A 24,178-nucleotide genomic window follows, 5' to 3' on the forward strand; every position below is an offset into this window, starting at 1 on the left:
CTTCTCCCCTCCGCACCCCCCACCCCCACATAAACTGTCTCGCCTCCGCCCTCCGTACCCCCCCCACCCTCCCCCCCCCCCCTCCCCCCCCTCCCCCCCCCCCCCCCCCCCCCCCCCCCCCCGCGCCCTGGTCGACCGCGCCCGCGCCATGCTGCGCTCCGGCGCCCGGCCGCCCGCCTCATAGCCGACGGCGGGTTCACCTCACGACGCCGCCCACTCAGACCTCCGTGCGCTCCACGGGGATCCACAGTTCCGCGTCCGCCTGCGCCCGGTCCGGCGACAGCCGGGTGCGCAGGATCTCCGGTCCCGGTCGGCTCCGGTACGGATTGGACGGGAACCACTGCGTGAACACGTCCCGCCACAGGTACTGGAGCGCCTGCGGGAACGGGCCGGAGTTCTCGAAGACGGCCCACGTCCCCGCCGGAACGGTGAGCGCGTCCAGGTCCTCGGGCACTTCGGATCGGGTCACCACGCCGTGGTAGTAGTCCAGTTCGGTGCCCTCGGCCCGGCTCGGGTCGAGGTCGTCGCTCACGGCGACGATCCCCTCCGGCTGCTGGTCGGACAGTGCGGTGATCCGCCGTATCGTCTCCTGGTCGATGCTCCGGATGAAGTCGGCGATCGACGGATTCATCCCTTCATGGACGAGCGGGACTCGGGCTTTCTTGCCGGCCACCCGGAACTGCTCCCTGTCCACGACCCGGTATCGCATGCTGCTGTTCCCTTCGATGATGAGGCGGAAGGACATCCGTGGCTGGGAGTGCAGCGCCGCACCGGTCCGTCTGGCCTCGCCGGGCCCCACGCCGTGCACGGCGCGGAACGCACGCGCGAACGCCTCGCCCGAGGTGTAGCCGTAGCGCACCGCGATCTCCAGCAGTGTCCGCTGCCCGGCGAGTACCTCGGCACCCGCGACGGTCAGCCGCCTGCGCCGGATGTACTCCGAGAGCGAGACCCCGGCCAGCGCGGAGAACATCCGACGGAAGTGATATTCGGACGTCATCGAGATCCGTGCCAGCTCGGACACCTCGATCCGCTGATCGAGATGCGCCTCGATGTGTTCCAGGGACTGGTTCAGCCGCTCCAGCACTCCTGCCTCCTTCCCTTCGACCACCACGTTAGGAAGGGACCACTGTGCCGGACCCGACATCCTGTGCCCGTTGCGGTCGGGTGCGGCGCCCCCGGCCGCGTACCCCTACGGCCCGACCGGGAGGGTCAGATGCAGCCGGAAGCCGCCGGCGGCCGTGGGGGCCGCGGTGACGGTGCCGCCGAGGAGTTCCGCGCGCTGGCGCAGGCCGATCAGGCCGTGGGAGGCGCTGGGCAGCGGCAGGGCCGGGCGGGTGGGCGCGGTGTTGGTGACGGTGGCGTGCAGGGTGCCGTCGTCGTGGTGGATGCGGACCGTCGCGGTGGCGCCCGGGGCGTGCTTGCGTACGTTGGTGAGGGCTTCCTGGACGGTGCGGTAGACGGCGCGCTGGACGGGCGGCGGGAGGCCGTCGGGCAGGTCGGTCCTCAGCTCGGCCTCGATGCCGCTGCAGCCCACCAGGCGTTGCAGATCGGCGAGGGAGGGCTGGGGAGTCAGCTCCGTGGGGCGGCTTCCGGAGGCACGCAGCACGCTGACCATGTGCCGCAACTCGTCCAGGGTCTGCACGCTGAGCCGCCGGATCGTGGCCGCCGCTTCCTTCACGGCGGGGTCGCGGGTGCCGACCTGGAGCGCCCCGGCCCGAACGGCGATCAGGCTGACCTGGTGGGAGACCACGTCGTGCATCTCCCGGGCGAGCTGGGCGCGTTCCTTCGCCAGCACGGTCTGCGCGATCAGCAGCCGCTCGTGGTCGCGCGCCTCGGAGATCTCGGCGAGCCGCAGCGACAGGTCGCGGCGGGCCTGGACGAGCTGGCCGAGGAAGACGGGCGCTGCGGCCATCGCCAGCTTGTAGCCGACGTGGATCAGGGTGGAGGTGTCCTGGTAGTCGTCGTACTCCGGGTACGGCCACGGCACGACGTGGCCCGCCACGACCGTCAGGGCGCAGGCGGCCAGGAGCAGGCGGCGGTGGGTGAGCGAGGCGAAGGTGTACAGCGCCGCCAGCGAGGCGTACTTCGCGTCGGCGATCACGAGGGCCGGCAGGGTGAGCACGAAGGTCGTGAGCGGCAGGCGGTGGCGCAGGGCGAGCGAGAAGGCGGCGAGCAGGGAGAACGCGGCGCCCCACGGCTCGTCCGGCTCGTAGTGGGCCCAGGCGTCCAGCAGGATGGCGGCGATGAGGGCGATGTCCAGCAACAGCACCGGCGGGCGGCGGGACTTCAGCGATGCCGGCAGGCGGCAGGCGTTCATGCGCCCTCCCCGCTCCGCGGCGGCCGCAGCAGCCCCGCGCGCTCGGCGAGCAGCGCCGCCTGGACGCGGCTGCTCACCCCCAGCTTGGTGAGGATGGCGCTCACGTGGTCCTTGACCGTGCCGGTGCTCAGGTGCATCTGCGTACCGATCTCGACATTGGAGAGCCCTTCGGCGATGAGGAGGAGTACGGCGCGCTCGCGGGCGGTCAGCCGGGCCACGCCGCGCACGGCGGGCGCGTCGGGGCCGCTGTCCAGGTAGCCGTTGACGACCGTCCGGGTGACCGTGGCGGACAGCACGACACCACCGGCGGCCAACGTGCGGACGAGGTGCGGGAGTTGTTCGGGGTCGGTGTCCTTCAGCAGGAAGCCGTCGGCTCCGGAGCGCAGCGCCGCCGCCACGTACTCGTCGGTGTCGAACGTGGTGAGCATGGCCACCACCGGCGGCTGCCGCAGCCGGCGCAGCTCGGTCAGGACGGTGAGCCCGTCCACGTCCGGCATGCGGATGTCGAGCAGTACGACGTCCGGCCGTAACTCCCGTACGGTCCGCACCGCTTGGCCGCCGGGGACCGCCGCCACGACCTCGATGTCGTCCGCCGCGCCCAGGATGTGCTGGAAGCCCGTACGGATCAGGGCCTCGTCGTCCACCACCAGTACCCGGATCACGCGTGCTCCGCTCACCCTCAGGCCACCGCCCGATGTGTACCACGCCGACTGCCTGCTTCCGGGTGCCCGCGGCCGGTTCCCGCCATGCGGCGGGGGCACTCCGGCCGGTCGGCGGGCTGCGCTCAGCCGGTCGGCGGGGCGGCACCGGCCGGTCGGCGGGGCGGCTCCGGAAACCTGGGGGATCGGTTCTGTCCCGTTTTCTCCGAAGACTGCGGAAGGCGCCACCTCGCCCTGCCCGCCCGCTCGATCGTCACTCTCAAGGAGTTCCAGTGGTGGGAAAGAATGTCCAGGTCTCGACAGCCGACCTGGACGCACCCGCAACCGTCCCACGCGTGTACGCCGCGCCGTCGGCCGGCACCGAGGGCCAGCTGGCCGAGGTGCTGGCGGGCGTCGTACACGTCGATCACGTGCCGCTCGACAGCCACTTCTTCGACGACCTCAGCGCCGACTCGCTGCTGATGGCCCAGTTCTGCGCCCGGGTCAGGAAGCGTCCCGACCTGCCGTCGGTGTCGATGAAGGACATCTACCGGTACCCGACGATCCGCAGCCTGGCGTCGGCGCTCGCGGAGCCCGCACCCGCGCCGGTGACCGGCGGGCCACCAGTGCCCTCACCGACGCCCCCGTCCGAGGCCGTGGCACCGGCCCGGGCCGGCACGCCGCAGTACGTCCTGTGCGGGGCGCTCCAGCTGCTGATCTTCCTCGGCTACACCTACCTCACCGCACTCGTCATCGCCCGCGGCTACGACTGGATCGCCGCCGGAGCGGGCCTGCTCGACGGGTACCTGCGGGCGGTCGCGTTCGGCGGCGCGGTCTTCGTCGCCGTGTGCGTCCTGCCGATCCTGGCCAAGTGGCTGCTCATCGGCCGGTGGACGGCACAGCGGATCCGCATCTGGAGCCCGGCGTACCTCCGGTTCTGGCTCGTCAGGACGCTGGTCCAGACGAACCCGCTGGTCCTGTTCGCCGGTTCGCCGCTCTACGTGCTCTACCTGAAGGCGCTGGGCGCGAAGATCGGGCGCGACGTCACGGTGCTCTCCAAGCACGTGCCCGTCTGCACCGACCTGCTCTCCGTCGGCGACGGCACGGTCATCCGCAAGGACGCGTACCTCAGCTGCTACCGGGCCGAGGCGGGCTGGATCCGGACCGGCCCCGTCACCCTCGGCAAGGACGTGTACATCAGCGAGGCCACGGTGCTCGACATCGAGACCTCGCTCGGCGACGGGGCGCAGCTCGGCCATGCCTCGTCGCTGCACGCCGGGCAGGCGGTGCCCGCCGGCGAGCGGTGGCACGGGACGCCCGGGCAGCCCACCGGGACGGACTTCCGCACCGTCGGCCCCGCCGACCTCCCCACGCGGCGCAAGGTGGTCTACAGCGTCACACAGCTGCTGACCGTGCTGATCGTGTACGTGCCGCTGGTGATCGGCGGCGTCGACCTGCTGCTCGCCGAGGCACCGCAGCTCACCGCGTTCCTGTCCGAACAGCCGCCGCCCGTCACGAGCTGGGCGTTCTACCGTGACGCGCTGGCCGCGTCGTTCGTGCTGTTCTTCGGCTCGCTGCTGCTCGGCCTGCTCCTCGTGTGCACCGTGCCCCGCCTGCTCCACCTTCTGGTGAAGCCGGACCGGGTCTATCCGCTGTACGGGTTCCACTACTCCGTCCACCGGGCGATCGCGCGGCTGAGCAACAACAAGTTCTTCCTGCGCCTCTTCGGGGACAGCTCGTACATCGTCCACTACCTGCGCGGCCTCTCGTACGACCTGTCCGAGGTCGAGCAGACGGGGTCGAACTTCGGCACGGACGTGAAGCACGAGAGCCCGTACCTGAGTTCCATCGGCACCGGCACCATGGTCGCCGACGGCCTCTCGCTCATGAACGCGGACTACTCCAGCACGTCCTTCCGCGTGACCCGGGTGACGATCGGTCCGCACAACTTCCTCGGCAATCAAGTCACTTACCCCTCGCGGGGGCGGACGGGGGACAACTGCCTGCTCGCCACGAAGGTGATGGTCCCCGTCGACGGGCCCGTCCGGGAGGGCGTCGGGCTGCTGGGCTCGCCCAGCTTCGAGATCCCGCGGACCGTCGAGCGCGACACGTCCTTCGACCACCTCAGGGACGGTGACGCGTTCCGCCGCCGGCTGCGGGCCAAGAACCGGCACAACCTCGTCACCCTCGGCTCGTTCCTGCTCGCGCGGTGGATCTACACCTTCGGCGTGCTCGCGGTCGGCTGGAGCGCCGTCGAGCTGTACTCCTCGTGGGGCGCGGCGGCGATCGCGCTGGCCACCCTGCTGACCCTGGTGTTCAGCGTCCTGTACACCGGGCTCCTGGAGCGCGCCAGTACCCGGTTCCGGCGGCAGGTCCCGCGCCTCTGCTCGATCTACCACCCGCACTTCTGGCAGCACGAACGCTTCTGGAAGCACCAGGCGATGGAGCTGCGGCTGCTCAACGGCACGCCGTTCAAGGGCCTGTTCTGGCGGCTGCTGGGCGTCCGCCTGGGGCGGCGGCTCTTCGATGACGGCGCCCGGATGCCGGAGCGGACGCTCGTCACGATCGGCGACGACTGCACGCTCAACGTGAGCAGCGTCATCCAGTGCCACTCCCAGGAGGACGGCACCTTCAAGTCCGACCACAGCACGCTCGGGAACGGCTGCACCCTGGGGACCGGCACCCTGGTCCATTACGGCGTGACGCTGGGCGACGGTGCGACGCTCGCCCCCGACTCCTTCCTCATGAAGGGCGAGGAGGTGCCCGCGCACGCACGCTGGGGCGGGAACCCGGCCCACGAGATGTGAGGGCGCCCGGCGGCGGACACCGCACTCGGCTCAGTCGTCGAACGTCGTGCCGAAGGCTTCCTGGGCGCGGCCGGTCACCAGGTCGGTGAAGGCCGTGACGAGCGGGGTGCGGGGGCGGTCGGTGATCCAGGTGAGGCCGACCGTCCGGTACGCGTCCGCGTCCGTGAGCGGCAGTTGGACCACGCCGGGGAGCACCGCGGGCGAGGACGGCAGGACGGAGACGCCGAGGCCGGCGGCCACCAGGCCGCGGATGGTCGCCACCTCGGCTCCCTCGAACGCCACCCGTGGGGTGAAACCGGCGGCGCCGCAGAGGTCGTTGACGAGCCGGCGCAGCCCGTACCCGTACGCCGCCATCACGAAGTCCTCCCCCGCCGCCTCCGCGATGTCCACCCGCCGCCGGGTCGCGAGGCGGTGGCCCGCCGGGACGACCAGCCGCAGCGGTTCGTGGGTGACGGCCCGGTGGCTGACGCCCGGCTCCTCGATCAGTGGTGAGGTCAGGCACAGGTCGACCTCGCCGGCCCGCAGCCGCTCCAGCAGGCCCTCGGGGTGGTCCTGGACCAGCCGGAAGCGGACGCCCGGATGGAGCGCGCGGAACCAGCGGACCAGCAGCGGCACCGGGGCCGTGCCGAGCGCGGGCAGGAAGCCGAGCGCCACCATGCCGGGCGCGTCCGTGTCGGCGCGCAGCTCTTCGTAGCCCGCGCCGATCTCCTCCAGGCCGCGCTCGACGCGGGCCAGGAAGGCGCGGCCCTGGCGGGTCAGCCGCATGCCGCGGCCCTCGCGGCCGAAGAGCCGGACGCCGACGGCCTCCTCGACCCGTACGACGCTGCGGCTGACGGTCGACTGCGGGGTGCGCAGCTCGTCGGCCGCCGCCGAGAGGTGTTCCAGCCGGCCGACGGCCGCGAAGCGCGTCAGGTCGGGGCAGAGCTGCGCGAGAGGGTCGCCCGGGGCACCGTGTTCCACGCTTCGTTCCATATGTGGATCGTATTCTCCACTCCGATGCATTTGATGCAACAGAACTCCGGTACCTACGGTCGAAGGCGTGATCGAACGCAGTACCGTCTCCGAAGCCTCCGCCACTCCCCCGCACGGTGATCCTCCGGCCGCCGCCCATTCCCGCGGCACCCCCGGTTTCCGGCGGGCCACCCTGGCGCTCTTCGCCGCCGGGCTGACCACCTTCATGACGCTGTACTGCGTCCAGGCGCTGCTGCCGGCGCTCTCCGCCGACCTGCACCTCTCCCCCGCCGCCTCGTCGCTGACCGTCTCGGTGTCCACCGCCGCGATGGCGATCGCGGTGGTCCCGCTGACCGCCCTGTCCGACGCCTGGAGCCGGACGGGCATGATGACGCTCTCGCTCACCGCGGCCGCCGTGCTCGGCATCGCCGCCGCGTTCGCGCCCGGCTTCGGCGTACTGCTGGCGATCCGCGTCCTGGAGGGGCTGGCGCTGGCCGGACTGCAGGCCACGGCGATGTCGTACCTCTCGGAGGAGGTGCACCCCGAGTCGCTGGGCCAGGCCATGGGCCTGTACGTGGCGGGCAACGGCATCGGCGGCATGATCGGCCGGCTGCTCGCCGACGGCGTGCTGGAGGTGACGGGCAGCTGGCGCTGGGCCATCGGCGCGGTGGGCGTCGCCGCCGCCCTGTGCACGCTCGTCTTCCGCCGGACGATCCCGGCCTCGGTCCGCTTCGTGCCCCGTGAGCCGCGCGTCCGCGCGCTGGCGTCGGGCATCGGCCGCGCGTTCCCGGACAGCGGCCTGCTGCGCCTCTACCTGATCGGCTTCCTGGCCATGGCCGGCTTCGTCACGGTCTACAACTACCTGGGCTTCCGGCTGGTCGCGCCGCCCTTCAGCCTGTCCCAGGGCACCGCGGGGCTGCTCTTCATCGCGTACATCGCGGGCTCGTTCTCCTCCGCCGCAGCCGGCCGTCTCGTGGACCGGCGCGGCCGGCCGGTGGTGCTGTGCGCCGCCCTCGTGGTGACGCTGGCCGGGCTGGCCCTGATGCTCGTGCCGAGCCTCGGCGCGATCTTCCCCGGCCTGGTGGTCTTCACCGCGGGATTCTTCGCCGCGCACGCGGTGGCCAGCGGCTGGGTGGGCAGCCGGTCCACCGTGCTGGGCGCCCAGGGCGCCGCGGTGTACCTGTTCTTCTACTACATCGGCAGCGCCATCGGCGGCTCGGCGGGCGGCCTCGCGTACTCCTCCGGGGCGTGGGGCGGCGTGACCGGGTACTGCGCCTGCCTGGTGGCGGTCGCCCTGATCGCCGGTGTCACGCTGCGCGGCCTGCGGGCGTCGCGCCGCGCCGCGCCGCAGACCCGTCGGCCGTAGGGGTCACTCCCCGCGCTCGCCGAGCGCCGGGGCCGCGTACACCGCTTCGACCAGCTTGAGGTTGCGGACATCGCCGCCGGTCGTGCTGCCGCCGAACTTGTTCATCGTGTACGCGTAGGACAGCCGGTTCTCGGGGTCGGCGAAGGCCAGCGAGCCGCCCGCGCCGCCGTGGCCGAACGTGCCGGGGTTGGGGCCGAGGAAGCCGAAGCCGTTGAGCATGTACCCGGCCGCCCAGGCGAACGGCAGCCGCTCCGGGGCCGCCGCGCTGAGCACCAGGTCGATCTCGTCGCCGCGGCTCTGCCGCGCGCGCATCGCCGCCAGCGTGCCGGCGCCGACCAGCTCGCCGTTGGCGAGGGCGCGGTAGACCGTGGCCAGGCCGCGCGCGGTGGCGTTGCCGTTGGCCGCGGGGATCTCGGCACTGCGGCACGGGGCGCTGTTCACGTCCCCGAGGGGCAGATGCCCCATGGCCACGGCCAGGCCCGCCAGAGGATGCGCGTCCAGCGACCGGATCGGCCCCTCGGGCATCCCGGGGAACATCGCACGCAGGGTGCCGCCCCCCTCGGGCCCGATCATCTCGGCGCAGCGGGCGTGCTCGGCTTCGGGAGTGCCGATGTACAGGTCGGCGCCGAGCGGTTCGGTGATCTCGGTGCGCAGGAAGGTGCCGAGCGAGGTGCCGGTGATACGGCGGACGAGCTCGCCGACCAGGAAACCGAAGCTGACGGCGTGATAGCCCTGGGCGGTGCCGGGCTCCCACCACGGTTCGGTGGCGGCCAGCACGGCGCAGGTCTTCTCCCAGTCGTAGACGTCCCCCGGGGCCAGACGCTCGCGCGGCGCGATGAGGCCGGCGCGGTGGGAGAGCAGCCAGCGCACCGGTATGTCGCCCTTGCCCTCCTGGGCGAACTCCGGCCAGTAACGGGAGACGGGCGCGTCGAGGTCCAACTCCCCGCGGTCGACGAGCAGATGGGCGCAGAGCGCGGTCATGCCCTTGCCGGTGGAGTAGACGTTGACCAGGCTGTCCCGCTCCCACGGGCGGCTGTGGGCGGCGTCGGCGTGCCCGCCCCACAGGTCCACGACGAACTCTCCGTCGACGGTCACCGCGAGCGCGGCGCCGACCTCGCCGCGCTCGGCGAAGTTGCGCGCGAACTCCTCGCGGACGTTCTCGAAACCGGGGGCACAGATGCCCTGCACGACTGCTGTCACGATTCCTCGCCTCTCACCGGACACGCCATGGAGTTAATAGTTGCCTACGGCAACCTAACCCGGTAGCCGGACCGCGTCCAGCGTCCAACGCCCAACGCCCGTACGGCGAAGGGGAGGACACCGGCAGCGCGCCGATGCCCTCCCCTGTGCCCGTCTGTGCCCGTCGAAGGCAGTTCCGAAGGACCCTGTGGTCAGTCCCTGGGGGTCAGTCCCCGTGGGAGAGGATGATGTCGAAGCCGTCCTCGCCCTGCTCGGTCACCGTCAGCGGGGTGGCCGCCGGCGGATAGCCGCTGGCCACGACCGTGTACTCGCCGCCCACCAGGTCCGTGAAGGCGTACGCGCCGTCCGGGCCCGTCGTGCGGACCGCCACCACGTTGCCCGCCGGGTCCAGCAGCGAGACGCGGGCCTCGCCCAGCGGCGTACCGGCGCCGTTGTGCACCGTGCCGCTGAGGGTGGCCGCGGGCTGCAGTACCGCGTCCTGACGGGTCGGCACGCCGCCGGAGACCTCGACGATGCTCGCGTACGGCTGGAAACCCGCCGCGCTCGCCGTCAGGGTGTACACGCCCGGCACGAGCGAGGCCAGGCGGTAGCCGCCGTCCTCGCCGGAGGAGGACGATTCGATCACGTCACCGCGCTCGTCGGTGGCCACGACCAGGGCGCTGGGCACCGGCGTCGAGCCGGTCCGCACCGTGCCCTCCAGGCCGCCGGTCCCGGCGAGCATCAGGTCGAAGGCGACCGGCTCGGCGCCGATGGCCAGGGTGGCCACGCGCGGCTGGTGCCCGGCGGCCGCACCGACGAGTACGTAGCTGCCGGCGGCCGGGGTGGCCATGGCGTACCGGCCGTCCGCCGCTGCCGTGGCGCGGCCGAGCTGGCTGCCGTGGGAGTCGATCAGCGTGACGGCGGCCGCCGGCACGGGCGCGCCGACCGCGTCCAGCACCCGGCCGTGCACGGAGGGACCGTCCGGCGTCGCGACCGCGGCGGTCACGGGGGTCGGCTCCGCCTCGGGCGTCGCCGTGGCCGCGTCGGCCACGGGAAGCTCGGCCGTGTCGTGCGCGGCGCCGTGCCGGCCGTGGCCATGACCGTGGTGTTCGTGGTGCTCCGGCTCCACCGGCACGGCGGGGCCGTGGTCGGCGACGGCCTTGCCCCTGCGGTACAGCAGCGCCGTGATGACCAGGCCGGCGGCGAAGAAGGCGGCGGCCCACCAGTACGCGACGTCATAGCTGTGCAGGGCGGCTTCGGCCTGGTTCAGCCTGGTCGGCTTGCGGTCCGCGAGGTAGTCGGTGACGGCGCTGGCGGCCATCGTGTTGAACAGCGCGGTGCCGATCGAGCCGCCGACCTGCTGCATCGTGTTGACCGTCGCCGAGGCGACGCCCTGGTCGCTGGGCGCGACGCCCAGCGTGGCCAGGCTCATCGCGGGCGGCATGACCATGCCGAGGCCGAAGCCCATCACCAGCAGCGGCGGCAGGACGTGCGCGGCATACGTGCTGTCCAGGTCCAGCCGGGTCAGCCAGACCATGCCGGCCCCGGCGAACAACATGCCCAGCGGCACGATCGGCTTGGGGCCGATCTTGGGCACGAGGATGTTCATCGACAGCTGTGCCATCACCATCAGCATGCCGACCATGGGCAGGAAGGCGAGGCCGGTCTTGACCGGCGTGTACTCCAGGGTCTGCTGCAGGTAGTACGTCAGGAAGAGGAAGACCCCGAACATGCCGGAGCCGGAGACGAACACGGATATGAAGGACGCAGCGCGGTTGCGGTCACGCAGCACGCGCAGCGGCAGCAGCGGGTGCCCGGCGCGCGTCTCCCACAGGAAGAAGGCGAGGAGCAGCACGCCCCCGGCCGCGAGGAAGGCCCAGCACATCCAGTGGCTCCAGGCGTGCGTCTCGGCGTTGGAGAAGCCGAAGACGATGCCGAAGAGCCCGGCCGCCACGAGCAGCGTGCCGAAGAGGTCGAGCCGGGGCCGTGCGCTGGGCGCGGGGCGGCGGACGAAGATCAGCGCGCCGATGACCGCCACGACGGCGATGGCGAGGTTGACGTACAGGGTCCAGCGCCAGTCCAGGTGCTCGGTCAGTACGCCGCCGAGCAGCAGTCCGATGGCGCCGCCGGAACCGGCGATCGCACCGAAGATGCCGAACGCCTTGGCGCGCTCCTTGGCGTCGGTGAACGTCGTCGTGAGCAGGGACAGCGCGGACGGCGCCAGCAGCGCGCCGAACAGGCCTTGCAGCGCCCGGCCGACGACCAGCATCGAGAAGCCGTTGGCCGCACCGGCCAGTGCCGAGGACCCGGCGAAGCCGACCAGACCGATCAGCAGCGTCGTCTTCCGTCCGAAGAGGTCGGCGAGCCGCCCGCCGAGCAGCAGCAGGGAGCCGAAGGCGAGGGAGTAGGCGGTGACGACCCACTGCCGGCCGTCGTTGTTGAAGCCCAGGTCGCGCTGGGCGGACGGGAGGGCGATGTTCACGATGGTGGCGTCCAGCACCACCATCAGCTGGGCGAGGCCGATGACGGCCAGCACCCACCAGCGGTGGGGGGTGTGCCCCGTCGCCCGGCCGCCGGACGGCGCCTCGGCCGGCTGCCCGGCGTCGGCGCCTGCATCGACACGGGTGGAGGTCATACGGAGTCCTTCGGATCTTCCGGGGCCCGGTGCTCCTCTTCCGGGGTCCTCGGGGATGGTTCTCGTGCGTGCCGCCCGGCGTCGCGCGCGGGCGGCAGAGCCTGTGTCACGGGCTCTCAGGTCCGCAGCAGGGCGGGAAGCAGCACGGCGTCCAGGTAGCGCGTGAGGTACGCGGCGTCCGCGGGGCGTTGCTCGATCATCGGGCGCGCGAAGACGGCGCCGGACAGTGCGTGCGGGAAGAAGGGGATCGCCGGGCAGCCGGGGTCGACCTCGCCGCGGGCGACCGCCCGGTCGAGCATCGCCTGCATCACCTCCAGTTCGGGTTCGATCAGGGCCGTGTGCATGGCCTCGGCCAGCTCCGGATCCCTGTGCACGGCGTGCGTGATGCCGCGCATCAGGTCGATGTCCTTCTTGGCGTCCCCGATCCGCCGGGCGAGCTCGTGCACGTCACCGCGGAGCGAACCGGTGTCCAGGTCCTCCAGCGAGAACGGCCGCAGATGGCGCAGCGCGGCGCACACCAGCCGGGGTTTCCCGTGCCAGCGGCGGTACAGCGTGGCCTTGCTGCACCGGGAGCGGGCGGCGACGGCGTCCAGGGTGAGGTTCTCGTACCCGACCTCGCGCACCAGGTCCAGGACCGCGGCGTACAACTCGCTCTCGCGCTCCGGCGAGAGCCGCGTCCGCCGCGCTGCCCCTTCGCCGTGACGCGGCGCGGGGGCGGCGGACGGCGGCGTGGTGACGGACATGCCCACCCCGAACAACGGATCGAAACTGTTTCGTACTCTTAGGCTCTTTCGAGCGTACGCCCCGCTCCGATCGAAACGCAAACGTACCGATAGTCACTCCTGTGACCTGCGGTTCCGTGACTTCGTGACCCGTATGCTCCCTTTTGGGTCCCCTACCAGGCTGCGCCCACGCACGCCGCCCCGCATCCGCTGCCGTACGGCGTCAGGCAGGCAGCACGACGGCCGTCGTCACCAGCCCCGATCCGATCAGCCACCGGCCGCTGAAGCCGGTGAGCTCCCGGCCCCGGACGACCGGCCCGGGGACGAGGAGGCGGGCGGTGAAGGTGGCGTCCGTCGGGTCGAGGGTGAGGTGCGCGTCCTCGAAACCGAGCCAGCGGCGGGCGAGCGGGTACCAGGCTTTGTAGACGCTCTCCTTCGCGCTGAAGATCAGCCGGTCCCAGCAGACCTCGGGCATCAGCTCGGCCAGCCCGGCCAGTTGGGCCCGCTCCTCGGGGAGGGTGACCAGCTCCAGTACGCCCGGATCGGCCACCGGCTCGTGCGGCTCCGCGTCCAGGCCCAGGGTCAGCACGTCCGTGGCGCGAGCGACCGCGGCAGCGCGGTAGCCGGTGCAGTGGGTGAGCGCCCCGACGACGCCGGCCGGCCAGCGCGGCGCGCGGTCGGGCCCCGGCAGCAGGGGCGCGGGGGCGAAGCCCAGGCGGGCGAGCGCGTCGCGGGCGCAGCCGCGCACCGTACCGAATTCCTGCTGCCGCTTCGGTACCGCGTCGGCCACCAGGGCCCGTTCCTCGGGGAACATCTCCGACACGGGGGCGTCGTGGAAGGCCTCGGCCGTGATCACGGGGGCGGGCAGCAGCTTGTCGATCAGGCGGGGGGCCCGGTCCTCCGGGGACGGTCCGGTGGGCGGGCCGGCGTCGTCGGCGGGGAGGGCGCGGATCTCGTAGGTCACGACTGAAGTAAAGACGGTGCCGGGCGGAGAGTGAAGGGCGGCCGGAGCGGTGGTTGCCCCATCCGAGGGGCGCGGGCGAAAGCGAGGGATGAGGTCCGGCCCGAAGGGGCACTCGTGGGCCATGCTTGTACTGCGACTTCTCGCCCGGCCCATGCTGGCCTCGACCTACGTCATCCAGGGCTTCCAGACCCTGCGTAACCCCGAGCCCCTGGTCCCGGCCGCCGAGCCGGTTGCCCAGCCGATCGCCCAGCGCATCCCCGGCCTGCCGGAACAGACCGAGCAGCTCGTCCGGATCAGCGGCGGCGTCCAGCTGGTGGCCGGCTCCCTGCTGGCGATCGGCCGCTTCCCACGGGCGTCCGCGCTGGCCATCGCGGCCACGCTGGTGCCCACGACCCTCGCCGGGCACCGGTTCTGGGAGGCGGAGGACGAACAGACGCGCACCCAGGAGCGCATCCAGTTCCTCAAGAACCTCTCCATGCTCGGCGGGCTGCTCATCGCCTCGGCGGACACCCACGGCAAGCCGTCCCTCGCCTGGCAGGGCCGGCACGCGGCACAACAGGCCCGCCGCGAGGCGGCGCTGCGCGCCCGCACGGCCCGCAAGACGCACAAGATCAGCAGCCGGCTGCCGGTCGGCTGAGCACGAGGCCGTATGGCGCGGGACCGGTCAGCCGTTCACCGGCTGACCGGCAGCGCCGTTTCACCAGCTGACGGGCAGCTCGTGCACGCCGTAGACGGCCATGTCCGTACGGAACGGCACCTCTTCCAGCGGCCGGTCCAGCCGGAGGCCCGGGAACCGCCGCAGCAGCGCCGGATAGGCGAGCTGCAGCTCGATACGGGCGAGGTTCTGGCCCAGGCACTGGTGCGGGCCCGAGCCGAACGCCAGGTGCGCGCGGGCCGACCGGTCCACGTCCAGGCGGTCGGGGTCGGCGAAGACCTCCGGGTCCCGGTTGGCCAGGTCGCCCGCGCAGATCAACGCCTCGCCCGCCCGGATGAGCTGCCCGCCGACCTCGATGTCCGCGACGGCGACGCGGCGCCGCCCCATGTGCGTGATCGTCAGGTACCGCAGCAGCTCCTCGACGGCGTTCGCCACGCGCCGCGGGTCGCCGTCCCGGACCGCGGCCAGCTGGTCGGGGTGCTGGAGCAGGGCACACGTACCGAGCGCGATCATGTTGGCGGTCGTCTCGTGCCCCGCGACCAACAGCAGCCGGGCCTGCTTGGCACACTCGTCGACCGTGCTCTCGCCGGTGTTCAGGTACTGGGTGGCCAGGCGGCTGAGGAGGTCGTCGCCGGGATTCGCGGCCTTGGACTCGACGAGCTTCCCGAGGTAGTCGGTCAGTTCCCGGGACGCGGCGAGGGCGGCCTCGGGGTCGCTGCGGGTGTCGATGAGTACGGCGCTGGCGCGCTGGAAGAAGCCGTGGTCCTCGTACGGCACGCCGAGCAGTTCGCAGATCACCAGCGACGGCAGCGGCAGCGCGAACGCGGTGACCAGGTCGGCCGGCGGGCCCGCCTGTTCCATGGCGTCGAGCAGGTCGGTGATGATGCGCTCGATGCGGGGGCGCAGTGCCTGCGTGCGCTTGATGGTGAAGTCGCCGGTGAACCGGCGCCGCTGGGCGTTGTGTTCGGGCTCGTCCATCGTGATGAACGTGCGGTTGTCGGCGCGGGTGGCCGCTGCGGCGGCGCTGAGGCTGGGGTAGCCGGGGCGCTCGTTGTCCGCGCTGATACGGGGGTCGCGCAACACCGCGACCTGGTCCTCGTGCCGGGTCACCAGCCATGCCGTCGACCCGTTCCACAGCGACACACGGGTCACCGGGGCCTGCGCGCGCAGCTCTTGGGACGCGGGCGGCGGGTCGAAGGGGCAGCCGGTGGCGCGTTGCGTGGTGAAGGCGGGCGCTTCGGGGGCCTGGGTCATCGTTGTCCTTCCACGGTGGGGCGGGGCAGGAGCGGATGGTGACGACGGGTCGGTTCAGGAGCCGATGGGGACGAGAGGTCGGCGGTCGCTGCTGACGGTGGATCAGGCGAGGGTGATGGCCGCCGCGGGGCAGATCTGCGCCGCCTCCGTGACGGCCGCGCGCTGCCGCTCCGGCGGCTCGGCGTCCAGCAGGACCACCACGCCGTCCTCGTCACGCTGGTCGAACACCTCGGGCGCGACCAGCACACACTGTCCGGCACCGCAGCACTTGTCCTCGTCGATGGTGATGCGCACGGCTTCTCCCTTGGGAAACGGCGGAACGGGGTTGGCGCTTGACGCTTTCCTGGGCAGGTACCGACCTCCTTCAGGCAGCCCTCGCCCGCGCCTTACTTAACAAAAGTAACTACGTGCTGCCGACGGTAACACCGAGATCACCGCGCGGGAATCCCGTACTTCCACCCGGTCCATGCAATGGGCACGTTTTCCGCCAACCCGCCCCCGGGCGTCCCGCCGGGTCCATCCATCCCGTCCGTACGACATGATCGGGGCGTGGACCACACCGAATCCCCCGACCGGGCCCCGATGAGCGACCTGTACGCGTCCCTCTCCGGACTCGCCTACGTAATGGCCGGAAACCGCACGCACAAGCGGCTCCGTTCGGAGTCGGGTGTGGCCGTCGACCGCGGATCCCTCGCCCTCCTGCGCGCGCTCGCGACGGCCCCCTCCCCCTTGCGCCTGGGCGAGCTGGCGGAGGCCCTGATGGTCAAGGCCCCTCACGTCACCCGGGAGGTCCGGCGCCTGGAGGACCAGGGCCTCGTCACGACCGCGCCCGAGCCCGGCGACCAGCGGGTGCGCCGGGCCGGGATCACCGAACAGGGCCGGGACGTCGTACTGCGCGCCGAGGCGACGGGGCGGCAGTGGCTCGCCGACGCGCTGGACGGCTTCTCGGAGGACGAACTGCGCACGACCGCCGCGGTGATCGACCGGATCGTGGACGTGTACCGGAACTGAGAGCGCGGTTTCCGGCCCCGGGTCCGTTCACCCGTTACGGAGGAGGCCGGGCCCTGCCGGGTGTGCTGCGATGCCGGTGTGAAGGAACACACCGGCGGCTGGGCCGTCACCTGGGGCCGGGCCGCGGCACGGTGGCTCGTACCGGCGGGTGTGGCACAAGTGGCGGAAAGTGTCCAGGAGTTGGCCCGTACGACGGTCCGGGTGACGCTCCGTACGACGGTCCGGGCAGTGGTCCGTACGGTGCTGAGCCCCGTGCTCGAGCAGCTGGACCTGGACGCGGTGGTAGCTCGGGTGGACCTCGACGCGGTGGTGGCCCGGGTGGATGTCGACGCCGTCGTGGCCCGGGTGGATCCCGATGCCGTGGCGGACCGGGTCGATGTCCGCAGGATCGCCGACCGGGTCGACATCGACGCGATAGTGGCGCGGATCGACCTGGTCGGACTCACCCAGCAGGTGCTCCGGGAGATCGACCTGGTAGCACTCACCGAGCAGGTGCTCCAGGAGATCGACGTGGGCCGGGTCGTGCGGGAGACCGGCGGCGGGATGGCCGAGGAGACCGTCGACGCGTTCCGCGTCCAGGCCATCCGTGCCGACCGCTTGGTGAACCGCGCCGCCGGCCGGCTGCTGCGCAGGGGCGGCGACGGCACCCCACCGGAGCTCCCAGGGCCGGGCCCGCCCGCGAAGGGCGACGCGCCGCCGTGACCGAGTCCGGGCGGCAGTACGACCCGTTCCGGATGCAGGGGCGGGCGGCGGGACTTGTGTCCCGTACCGCCGCCGCGCTCGTCGACACGTTCGCCGTACTCGGCATCGGGCTCGCCGCGCTGCTGGCCGCGGGGGCCGTGCGCTTCATGGTCACGGGACCGCCGTTCGCGATCCCCGACCTGCCGCCCCGGGCCAGTACCGCGTGCGGTGCCGCCCTCGCGGTCGGCTATCTCGCGGGAAGCTGGCTGACGGCCGGCCGTACGGCCGGGGCCCGGCTGATGGGGCTGCGGGTGGCCGCGCGGTCGGGACGGCCGCTCGGCGCCGGCCGCGCCCTGCTGCGGGCGGCGCTGTGCGTCGCCTTCCCGTGGGGCCTGCTCTGGATACCGGTCAGCCGGCACGGCAGGTCGCTCCAGGACCTCGTGGTGGCCAGCGTCGTCGTCCACGACTGGCACGGGCAGCGCGGACCGCCGGACCGGCACCTGCCGGACCAACACCTTCCGTGACGGCACCGGGCGGGCCGGCCCGGGCGTACTTCACCCGTTCCGGGTGACGCGGACCGGCGCGCGCGGCGGCTCAATGGGACGCCGGATCCGTTCCGTAGGAGGCTGCGATGACCGATCTCGTCGTACTCGGTTTTTCCGACAAGGAGAAGGCCGAGGCCGTCATGCGGCTCGGCAAGGAACTCTCCCGCCAGGAGCTGCTCGACCTGGAGGACGCCGCGCTGGCGTGGCGGACGCAGGACGGCAAGATCCATGTGGAGCAGACGTACCACACCACCGCCGCCGGGGCGGCCAGCGGCGCCCTGTGGGGAACGCTGTTCGGGATGCTGTTCCTGATGCCCGTCTTCGGCGCGGCCGTCGGCGCCGCCTCGGGCGCGGCCATCGGCAAGCTCACCGACGTCGGCGTGAACGACAAGTTCATCAAGGACGTGGCCGGGACGCTGGAACCCGGGCGCGCCGCGGTGTTCGCCCTCGTACGGCGGTCCACGCCGGACCGGGTGCGGGAGGCGCTGCGCCCGTTCAACCCCACCGTCATCCGTACCTCGCTCACCAAGGACCGTGAGGAGGAACTGATCTCCGCCCTCCAGGGGACCTGACCGACTCACCAAAGTGACCGGGCGGCACCCGGCCGGTTGAGGAAGGCGGTACGGCTCCCGGAGTGAGATGCGTCGGCGCGGGCTGCCACGCGCAGGAAAGGACGGCACACTCGTCGGCACTCGTCGGACGCATCCGCTCCGAGAGCGACACCGCGAAGCGAGGGGCCGGCGATGGGCGAGTCCCCGGACACCCGGCTCGTCCCCCGGCCCCGGCTGGTGGAACGGCTCTCCGCCGGTGTACTCGGACCACTGACCGTGCTGATCGGCCCGCCGGGAGCCGGCAAGTCGGCCCTTCTGACGCAGTGGGCGCACGCGGGCACCGCACCGGGCCCCGTGGCCCGCGTGACGTGTGATGACGCCCCGGAGCCGCCGGGCCTCTTCTGGGCGCGGGTGACAGGGGCGTTGGGGGCGGCGGGCGTTGCGGTACGGGACGGGGACGCGGTACCGGACGGAAGTCCGTGGCCTGGTTCGGCGTGGCGTCCGTCCGGCCCCGCACGGCCCGCTCCCGCACGGCCCGGTTCCGCGTGCGGCGGCCTCGCGACGGCCGCCCGGCTCGCCGAGGCGCTCAGGGCCCGGCGCGAGCCGGTGGTGCTGGTGCTGGACGGTTTCCGGCCGGGTGCCGGTTCGCCGTGCGCCGCCGGGGTGTCGTACCTGCTCACGCACTCCGGCCGGGCGCTGCGGCTGGTGGTGGCGGCGCGCGGGGACCCGCCGCTGCACCTCCACCGGCACCGCCTCGCCGGCGACCTCGCCGAACTCCGCACCGGCGCGCTGGCCTTCGACGACCGGGAGACGGCGGCGCTGCTCGCGCTCCACGGCGTCGCACTCCCCCGCCCCGCCGTGGCGTCGCTGCGCAAGCGCACGGAGGGCTGGGCGGCGGGGCTGCGGCTCGCCGCCCTGGCCCTGGCGCGGCAGCCCGATCCGGAGCGGTACGCGACAGGGTTCAGCGGCACGGACGACGCGGTCGTCGGCTACCTCGTCGAGGAGTTACTGGACGGGCAGCCGTCCGAAGTGCGCGGCCTGCTCCTGGCGACGAGCATTCTGGACCGGGTGAACGCGGCGCTGGCCGCCGCGGTGGCGGGCGACCGGGCGGGCCGGCACTTCGCCACCGTGGCCGGCGCGCACGCGTCCCTCGAAGCGTGTGGGCACGGCTGGTACCGGTACCACCGCATGACCGGCGAGGCGCTGCGCCGCCGGCTGCTCGAGGAACGCCCGGGGCAGGTCGCCGAACTGCACCGCCGGGCAGCGGCCTGGCTGAGCGACAACGGCCCGCTCTCCGAGGCGGTACGCCACGCACTCGCCGCGGACGACCGGCCGTACGCGCACCGGCTGATCGTCCACCAGCTGGCGATAGGCCAGGTACTGGGCCTGACGGCGACCCGGCTGCCGCACGCCGCAGCCGCACTCACCACCGCAGCCGCCGCCCCGGCCGACGGCAGCCCCGAAACGGCACTCGTCGCCGCGGCGAGCGCGCTGTCGCACGGTGACGCGACGGCCTGCGCCACGGCCCTGACGCAAGCGGAGCGCCTGCTCGCCGGACCGGCGACGTCCGCCGACCACGCCGTCCGGACCCGGCTCCGCCTCACGCACGCGGTGATCCGTACGCAATTGGAGCGCACCCGGGACCCGGCGGCGGCGCCGGACGCGGCGGCCGAGGCACAGCGCCTCTTCGCCCTCCTCCCCCGCGAGGCCCTGGCGGACCGCCCCGAACTGCGCGCGCTGATCCAGCTGGTCCGCGGCGGTGCCGAGCTGCGGCGCGGGCGGCTGTCGGCGGCGGAGAGCGCGCTGACGGCAGGGCTCAGGGCGGCCGGTGCCGCGGGAAACGGGGCGCTGCGCCGGGACTGCCTCGTCGAACTCGCCCTCCTGGAAGCGTTACGCGGGCGGTTCCGCGCCGCCGCCGAACTCGCCGCGATCGCGCAGCGGCCCCCGCTGCCCGCCTGCTCGCCCACGGAACCCTCGCACGCCGCGCTCCAGATGGTCCGCGCCTGGACCGGCCCGGCCCACAACGGTGCGCCCCCGTCCCCGGCCCACAACGGGGCGTCCCCGACGCGCAATGGTGCGTCCCCGGCAGGCGACGACGGCACCGCCCGGCAGCCGGCCGTGGCGCTCAGCAGGCGCGAACTCGACGTACTGGCCCAACTGGCGCGCACGATGGCCACGGACGAGATCGCCGCCGAACTCCAGCTGTCGGTCAACACCGTCAAAACGCACCTGAAGAGCGTCTACCGCAAGCTCTCTGTGAGCCGCCGCACCGCCGCGGTCCGCCGCGCCCGCGAACTGGGCCTTCTCCCCCACCCCAATTGACCCGCCCCCGATACGGCCCCCGATACGACGACGGGGCGGGCCGGAAGACCGGCCCGCCCCTCCGCATCGGCGGTCGCGTCAGCGGGTGTAACGCATCAGAGTGCGGACCATGTGGCAGGTGGTGTCGGACGGGCGGTGGATGCCGACGAGCGCGGCGGTGTCACGGATGAGTCGGTTAGGCGCCCGGTCCGGCGTGTGCACACCGGAGTCGAGCAGGGCGATGGCCAGACGCATGGCCTTGAGCCGGCGGTTGTGAGCGATGTACCACTCGCGCGGCCGGCCTGGCGGCAGCGGCCTCTTCGCGAGCGGGGCGTACGGCAGGTCGAACAGCGGGCGCGTCGAAGACATTACGGCAGCCGTCACAGGGTCCCTCCTGTCGTGGTCGAGAGCCCCGGACCCCCCGTGAGCTCCCTCGAACACTGCTTCTATTTTAGTCGATTCCGGCCGCCCCCAACACCCCTACGAGGACCTCTTTTTCGCAGGTCAGCGGCGCAATGCGCCCCTCGGGACGAGCAGTTCGCGAGGCCGCGCCCGATGGCGCCGCGTTCGACATGCCGGACACCTCCGAAGCGCACCTCGAAGCGCAACTCGAAGCACGCCCCGACGAGCACCCCGGAGGCGCACCGGGTCGCCCGCCCCGGGTGGTCGACCGGACGCGTCGATCGGACGCGGTGAATGAAAGGTTTCAAAGCAGAAAATCTGCACCACCTATTGACCCGTCGAGCTCTCACATTCATTGTTTGAGTCGTTTCAATGCACATGCGAGGGCGAAGGAGTCCAGGTGACATCCGTGCAGAGCACGCAGTCCGCCGCTGACGGGGCGGCCGAGGACGGCGCCGTCTCGCGGCAGCAGTGGAAGTGGACCGGGCTGGCCGGCATGGCGTCCTATCTCGACGCCGGGTCGATCGTCGCGCTCAGTTCCGGCCTCGCCCTCTTCCAGGACCGCTTCGGACTCTCCGAGAGCGGCCTCGGCGCGCTGACGGCCATCGGCCCCAACGCCATCGGCGCGGCGATCGGCGCCTTCATCGGCGGGCGGCTGGGCGACAAACTCGGCCGCAAGCGAATCTACCAGTACGACCTGCTCGTGTACGCGGCGGCCATTCTGCTCATCGCCTTCGCGGTCAACCCGCTGATGCTGTTCGCCGGCACGTTCTTCGTAGGCCTGGCCGTCGGCGCGGACGTGCCCACCTCGCTCGCGCTGGTCGGCGAGTTCTCCCCGGCCAAGGCGCGCGGCAAGCTGCTCGGGCTGACCCAGGTGACCTGGAGTCTCGGCCCGGTGGTCGTACTGCTGGTGGCCTGGGCCCTGTCTGACCTCGGTCTGCTCGGCATCCGCATCGTCTTCCTGCACCTGTTCGTGGTGTCGCTGGTGACGTACGCGCTGCGCCGCGGCATGGTCGAGTCGGCGGTCTGGCGGACCGCGGCGAAGGCCGGTGCCGCGGCCCGTCCCAAGGTCCGCGAACTGCTGCGCGGCGCCCATCTGCGGGCGCTGCTGTTCACCGGCGGCATCTACCTCTTCTGGAACCTGGCGGCCGGCACGAACGGCATCTTCACCCCGTACATGGTCCAGACCCTGGGCGCGGGCAGTCAGGCCACCAGCGTGGCACTCTCGTGCGCCAGCTTCGCGCTGGTGATCGTCGGTACGGTCGCGGTCTACATGCGCTACGCCGACCGCGGCCACCGGCACCGCAAGATCATGTGGGCCGTCGGATCGGTGATGCAGATCTGCGCGTACGGGGTGTTCCTGGTCCTGCCCTTCACGCTGCCCGTGATCGTCTTCAATGTGGTGCTCTTCGGCGTCGGCCAGGCCATGGCGGGCGAGAGCGTCTACAAGACCATCAGCCAGGAGGTCTTCCCGACGATGCTGCGCGGCACCGCGCAGGGCATCTCCTTCGGCATGGCGCGGGTCGTCCTCGGCGTCTGGTCCTTCTTCGTCCCCGCGCTCGCCAAGACCGGCATCACCCCGGTCGCCGCCTTCCTCACCGGAGCGCTCCTCATCTGCGGCGTCCTCGGGATGTTCATGCCGAACACGGCGGGCAAGCCGCTGGAGCAGGTGGAGGCCGAGCGAGCCGCTACGCGCGGGTGAGTTCGCGTTCGATCTGCTCCAGGGACTTGCCGCGGGTCTCGGGGATGCAGCGCACGGTGAACAGCGTCAGCAGCGCGCACACCACCGCGTACGCCGTGAACGTGGCGGCGCCGCCGAGGGCGTCGAGCATGGTGAGGAAGGTGAGCGAGACCAGGAAGTTCATGGTCCAGTTCGAGAACATGGTGGCGCTCATGGCCGTGCCGCGGATGCGCTGCGGGTAGAGCTCCGACGGGATGATGAAGACGACCACGTTGAGCGTGGTGGCCACCGCGGCGATGAAGAGGACCACGAACGCGACGGCGAGCCAGGCGAACGGGGAGCCCTGGCCGCCGGACGAGGAGCCCTGGCCGCCGGCCGCGAGCGTGACCGCCAGTCCGGCAAGGGCGACGGTCATGACGGAGGCGCCGGTCGCCAGCAGCTTCTTGCGGCCGATGCGGTCCACGGCGAACATCCCGACCGGCGTCATCAGCAGATTGACCAGGCCCACGCCGACGGTGGCGAGGATGGCCGAGGACGAGCCGAGGCCGCTGCTCTCGAAGATCTTCGGCGCGTAGTAGATGACGGTGTTGACGCCGGACGCCTGGCCGAGGATCTGCAGGCCGACGCCCGCGACGATGGCCGGGCGTACGGAGCGGCCGGCCAGCGCCCGCCACCGTCCCCTGCGGGGCGCCGCCTCCGTCCGGCCCTCCGGCCGCGCGGCCATCTCGGCGAGCTCCGCGTCCACCGCCGCCGGGTCGCCCGGACCGCGGAGCCGTACGAGGACGGCCCGGGCCCGCTCGGTACGGCCGCCCAGCGCCAGCCAGCGCGGGGATTCGGGCATCAGCAGCATCCCGGCGCCGAAGAGCAGCGCGGGCACGGCGGCGAGTCCGAACATCCAGCGCCAGCTGTGGGTGGCGTGCTCCAGGCCGTAGTTGGCCAGGTAGGCGAGGACGATGCCGAGGGTGATCATCAGCTGGTTCAGGCCGACCAGCCGGCCGCGGTACCGGGGCGGCGCGACCTCGGCGATGAAGACCGGGACGAGGTTGGAGGCCGTACCGATGCCCAGGCCGAGGACGAGGCGGGCGGCGGTCAGCAGCGCGGCGGACGGCGCGAGCGCTGCCATGGCGGCGCCGAGCGTGAAGACGCCCGCCGCGGCGACGAGGACCGGGCGGCGGCCGTACCGGTCGGCGAGGTTGCCCGCGGCCGCCGCACCGGCCATGGCGCCGACCAGGATCGCGCTCACCACGACGCCGGAGCCGAAGGCGGAGAGCTGGAAGTCCGACTCGATCGTGAGCAGGGCACCGGATATGACGCCGGTGTCGTAGCCGAACAGCAGGCCGCCGAGCGCGGCGACCAGGGCCACGCCGATCACCGGCCGCAGACCGGCGTCTCTCGGCACCACGGTGGTAGCGGCTGCCGCCATCACGTACCCCTTTTCCGTTTTTCCGTTGCGATTGGACGGTACCAATTTGACAGTGACAAGGGCGCAGCACAAGAGACGCCGTGTTATTTTCTCTA

Annotated in this window: 21 protein-coding genes; 9 read left to right on the top strand and 12 right to left on the bottom strand. The window is 72.4% G+C overall.

The features are described from left to right. Window positions 1–217: 217 nt before the first annotated feature. The 3 genes from ACZ4MH_RS21545 to ACZ4MH_RS21555 all read right to left on the bottom strand — a co-directional run bounded on the left by ACZ4MH_RS21545 (window position 218) and on the right by ACZ4MH_RS21555 (window position 2,979). Window positions 218–1,084: an AraC family transcriptional regulator gene (locus ACZ4MH_RS21545; protein WP_351592506.1), complete on the bottom strand. Its 867-nt coding sequence runs from the start codon at window positions 1,082–1,084 to the stop codon at window positions 218–220. A gap of 105 nt (window positions 1,085–1,189) precedes the next feature. Beyond that, entirely contained in the window at window positions 1,190–2,317 is a 1,128-nt protein-coding gene (locus tag ACZ4MH_RS21550; protein ID WP_351592492.1) for a sensor histidine kinase, read from the bottom strand. Beyond that, a complete protein-coding gene (locus tag ACZ4MH_RS21555) occupies window positions 2,314–2,979 on the bottom strand; it encodes a response regulator transcription factor (protein ID WP_351592503.1) in 666 nt (221 codons plus the stop codon). The genes ACZ4MH_RS21550 and ACZ4MH_RS21555 overlap by 4 nt, the downstream gene beginning before the upstream one ends. 269 nt (window positions 2,980–3,248) lie before the next feature. On the opposite strand from ACZ4MH_RS21555, the gene ACZ4MH_RS21560 reads away from it, so the two are divergent. After that, window positions 3,249–5,762 (top strand): Pls/PosA family non-ribosomal peptide synthetase, encoded by a 2,514-nt coding sequence (locus ACZ4MH_RS21560; RefSeq protein WP_351592489.1) that lies wholly within the window; start codon window positions 3,249–3,251, stop codon window positions 5,760–5,762. Between the two features lie 30 nt (window positions 5,763–5,792). Here the strand turns inward: ACZ4MH_RS21560 and ACZ4MH_RS21565 are convergent, their stop codons facing one another. Next, window positions 5,793–6,734 carry a LysR family transcriptional regulator gene (locus ACZ4MH_RS21565; RefSeq protein ID WP_351592486.1) on the bottom strand — a complete coding sequence of 314 codons (942 nt, stop codon included), beginning with the start codon at window positions 6,732–6,734 and terminating at the stop codon, window positions 5,793–5,795. A gap of 67 nt (window positions 6,735–6,801) precedes the next feature. On the opposite strand from ACZ4MH_RS21565, the gene ACZ4MH_RS21570 reads away from it, so the two are divergent. Next, window positions 6,802–8,079, top strand: coding sequence for an MFS transporter (locus ACZ4MH_RS21570; RefSeq protein ID WP_351592483.1), 1,278 nt, complete (start codon window positions 6,802–6,804; stop codon window positions 8,077–8,079). Between the two features lie 3 nt (window positions 8,080–8,082). Here ACZ4MH_RS21570 and ACZ4MH_RS21575 read toward each other — a convergent pair whose 3' ends face one another. From ACZ4MH_RS21575 to ACZ4MH_RS21590, 4 genes are all read right to left on the bottom strand, one after another. Next, window positions 8,083–9,282 carry a serine hydrolase domain-containing protein gene (locus tag ACZ4MH_RS21575; protein ID WP_351592500.1) on the bottom strand — a complete coding sequence of 400 codons (1,200 nt, stop codon included), beginning with the start codon at window positions 9,280–9,282 and terminating at the stop codon, window positions 8,083–8,085. 202 nt (window positions 9,283–9,484) lie between these two features. Then, on the bottom strand, window positions 9,485–11,893 hold the full coding sequence (locus tag ACZ4MH_RS21580) for a DHA2 family efflux MFS transporter permease subunit (RefSeq protein ID WP_351592480.1): 2,409 nt from the start codon (window positions 11,891–11,893) through the stop codon (window positions 9,485–9,487). A gap of 116 nt (window positions 11,894–12,009) precedes the next feature. Next, window positions 12,010–12,636 carry a TetR/AcrR family transcriptional regulator gene (locus tag ACZ4MH_RS21585; RefSeq protein WP_351592477.1) on the bottom strand — a complete coding sequence of 209 codons (627 nt, stop codon included), beginning with the start codon at window positions 12,634–12,636 and terminating at the stop codon, window positions 12,010–12,012. A gap of 202 nt (window positions 12,637–12,838) precedes the next feature. Next, on the bottom strand, window positions 12,839–13,498 hold the full coding sequence (locus ACZ4MH_RS21590; RefSeq protein WP_351592497.1) for a 4'-phosphopantetheinyl transferase family protein: 660 nt from the start codon (window positions 13,496–13,498) through the stop codon (window positions 12,839–12,841). 202 nt (window positions 13,499–13,700) lie between these two features. Here ACZ4MH_RS21590 and ACZ4MH_RS21595 point away from each other — a divergent pair, with 202 nt between their 5' ends. Then, window positions 13,701–14,216 (top strand): DoxX family protein, encoded by a 516-nt coding sequence (locus tag ACZ4MH_RS21595; protein WP_351592474.1) that lies wholly within the window; start codon window positions 13,701–13,703, stop codon window positions 14,214–14,216. A gap of 60 nt (window positions 14,217–14,276) precedes the next feature. Here ACZ4MH_RS21595 and ACZ4MH_RS21600 read toward each other — a convergent pair whose 3' ends face one another. Beyond that, window positions 14,277–15,488 (bottom strand): cytochrome P450, encoded by a 1,212-nt coding sequence (locus ACZ4MH_RS21600; protein WP_351592471.1) that lies wholly within the window; start codon window positions 15,486–15,488, stop codon window positions 14,277–14,279. A 102-nt stretch (window positions 15,489–15,590) separates the two neighbouring features. Next, window positions 15,591–15,782, bottom strand: coding sequence for a ferredoxin (locus ACZ4MH_RS21605; RefSeq protein ID WP_351592468.1), 192 nt, complete (start codon window positions 15,780–15,782; stop codon window positions 15,591–15,593). Window positions 15,783–16,037: 255 nt separating this feature from the next. On the opposite strand from ACZ4MH_RS21605, the gene ACZ4MH_RS21610 reads away from it, so the two are divergent. The 5 genes from ACZ4MH_RS21610 (at window position 16,038) to ACZ4MH_RS21630 (ending at window position 20,598) form a co-directional block, all read left to right on the top strand. After that, window positions 16,038–16,499: a MarR family winged helix-turn-helix transcriptional regulator gene (locus tag ACZ4MH_RS21610; RefSeq protein ID WP_351592465.1), complete on the top strand. Its 462-nt coding sequence runs from the start codon at window positions 16,038–16,040 to the stop codon at window positions 16,497–16,499. Between the two features lie 78 nt (window positions 16,500–16,577). Then, window positions 16,578–17,201 (top strand): hypothetical protein, encoded by a 624-nt coding sequence (locus tag ACZ4MH_RS21615; RefSeq protein ID WP_351592462.1) that lies wholly within the window; start codon window positions 16,578–16,580, stop codon window positions 17,199–17,201. Continuing rightward, a complete protein-coding gene (locus tag ACZ4MH_RS21620) occupies window positions 17,198–17,704 on the top strand; it encodes an RDD family protein (RefSeq protein WP_351592459.1) in 507 nt (168 codons plus the stop codon). Before ACZ4MH_RS21615 ends, ACZ4MH_RS21620 begins: the two co-directional genes overlap by 4 nt. A gap of 107 nt (window positions 17,705–17,811) precedes the next feature. After that, on the top strand, window positions 17,812–18,297 hold the full coding sequence (locus ACZ4MH_RS21625) for a DUF1269 domain-containing protein (protein ID WP_351592456.1): 486 nt from the start codon (window positions 17,812–17,814) through the stop codon (window positions 18,295–18,297). A gap of 171 nt (window positions 18,298–18,468) precedes the next feature. Then, complete coding sequence (locus tag ACZ4MH_RS21630; protein WP_351592453.1) at window positions 18,469–20,598, top strand: winged helix-turn-helix domain-containing protein; 2,130 nt, start codon at window positions 18,469–18,471, stop codon at window positions 20,596–20,598. A gap of 78 nt (window positions 20,599–20,676) precedes the next feature. On the opposite strand, the gene ACZ4MH_RS21635 is transcribed toward ACZ4MH_RS21630, so the two are convergent. Next, window positions 20,677–20,946, bottom strand: a complete 270-nt coding sequence (locus tag ACZ4MH_RS21635) for a hypothetical protein (protein WP_351592450.1) — start codon at window positions 20,944–20,946, stop codon at window positions 20,677–20,679. Between the two features lie 433 nt (window positions 20,947–21,379). On the opposite strand from ACZ4MH_RS21635, the gene ACZ4MH_RS21640 reads away from it, so the two are divergent. Next, window positions 21,380–22,681 carry an MFS transporter gene (locus ACZ4MH_RS21640; RefSeq protein WP_351592447.1) on the top strand — a complete coding sequence of 434 codons (1,302 nt, stop codon included), beginning with the start codon at window positions 21,380–21,382 and terminating at the stop codon, window positions 22,679–22,681. Here ACZ4MH_RS21640 and ACZ4MH_RS21645 read toward each other — a convergent pair. Continuing rightward, a complete protein-coding gene (locus tag ACZ4MH_RS21645; RefSeq protein ID WP_351592444.1) occupies window positions 22,668–24,083 on the bottom strand; it encodes a sugar porter family MFS transporter in 1,416 nt (471 codons plus the stop codon). The two genes, ACZ4MH_RS21640 and ACZ4MH_RS21645, sit on opposite strands and share 14 nt — an antisense overlap. Window positions 24,084–24,178 lie beyond the last annotated feature (95 nt).

This window comes from Streptomyces sp. NPDC026301 (genome assembly GCF_055567935.1).

Excerpts from the sequence above, each read along its gene's own strand:
- ACZ4MH_RS21550 (WP_351592492.1), bottom strand. The coding sequence starts at position 2,317 with ATGAACGCCTGCCGCCTGCCGGCATCGCTGAAGTCCCGCCGCCCGCCG.
- ACZ4MH_RS21565 (WP_351592486.1), bottom strand. The coding sequence starts at position 6,734 with ATGGAACGAAGCGTGGAACACGGTGCCCCGGGCGACCCTCTCGCGCAG.
- ACZ4MH_RS21580 (WP_351592480.1), bottom strand. The coding sequence starts at position 11,893 with ATGACCTCCACCCGTGTCGATGCAGGCGCCGACGCCGGGCAGCCGGCC.
- ACZ4MH_RS21585 (WP_351592477.1), bottom strand. The coding sequence starts at position 12,636 with ATGTCCGTCACCACGCCGCCGTCCGCCGCCCCCGCGCCGCGTCACGGC.
- ACZ4MH_RS21595 (WP_351592474.1), top strand. The coding sequence starts at position 13,701 with ATGCTTGTACTGCGACTTCTCGCCCGGCCCATGCTGGCCTCGACCTAC.
- ACZ4MH_RS21600 (WP_351592471.1), bottom strand. The coding sequence starts at position 15,488 with ATGACCCAGGCCCCCGAAGCGCCCGCCTTCACCACGCAACGCGCCACC.
- ACZ4MH_RS21625 (WP_351592456.1), top strand. The coding sequence starts at position 17,812 with ATGACCGATCTCGTCGTACTCGGTTTTTCCGACAAGGAGAAGGCCGAG.
- ACZ4MH_RS21630 (WP_351592453.1), top strand. The coding sequence starts at position 18,469 with ATGGGCGAGTCCCCGGACACCCGGCTCGTCCCCCGGCCCCGGCTGGTG.
- ACZ4MH_RS21635 (WP_351592450.1), bottom strand. The coding sequence starts at position 20,946 with ATGTCTTCGACGCGCCCGCTGTTCGACCTGCCGTACGCCCCGCTCGCG.
- ACZ4MH_RS21645 (WP_351592444.1), bottom strand. The coding sequence starts at position 24,083 with ATGGCGGCAGCCGCTACCACCGTGGTGCCGAGAGACGCCGGTCTGCGG.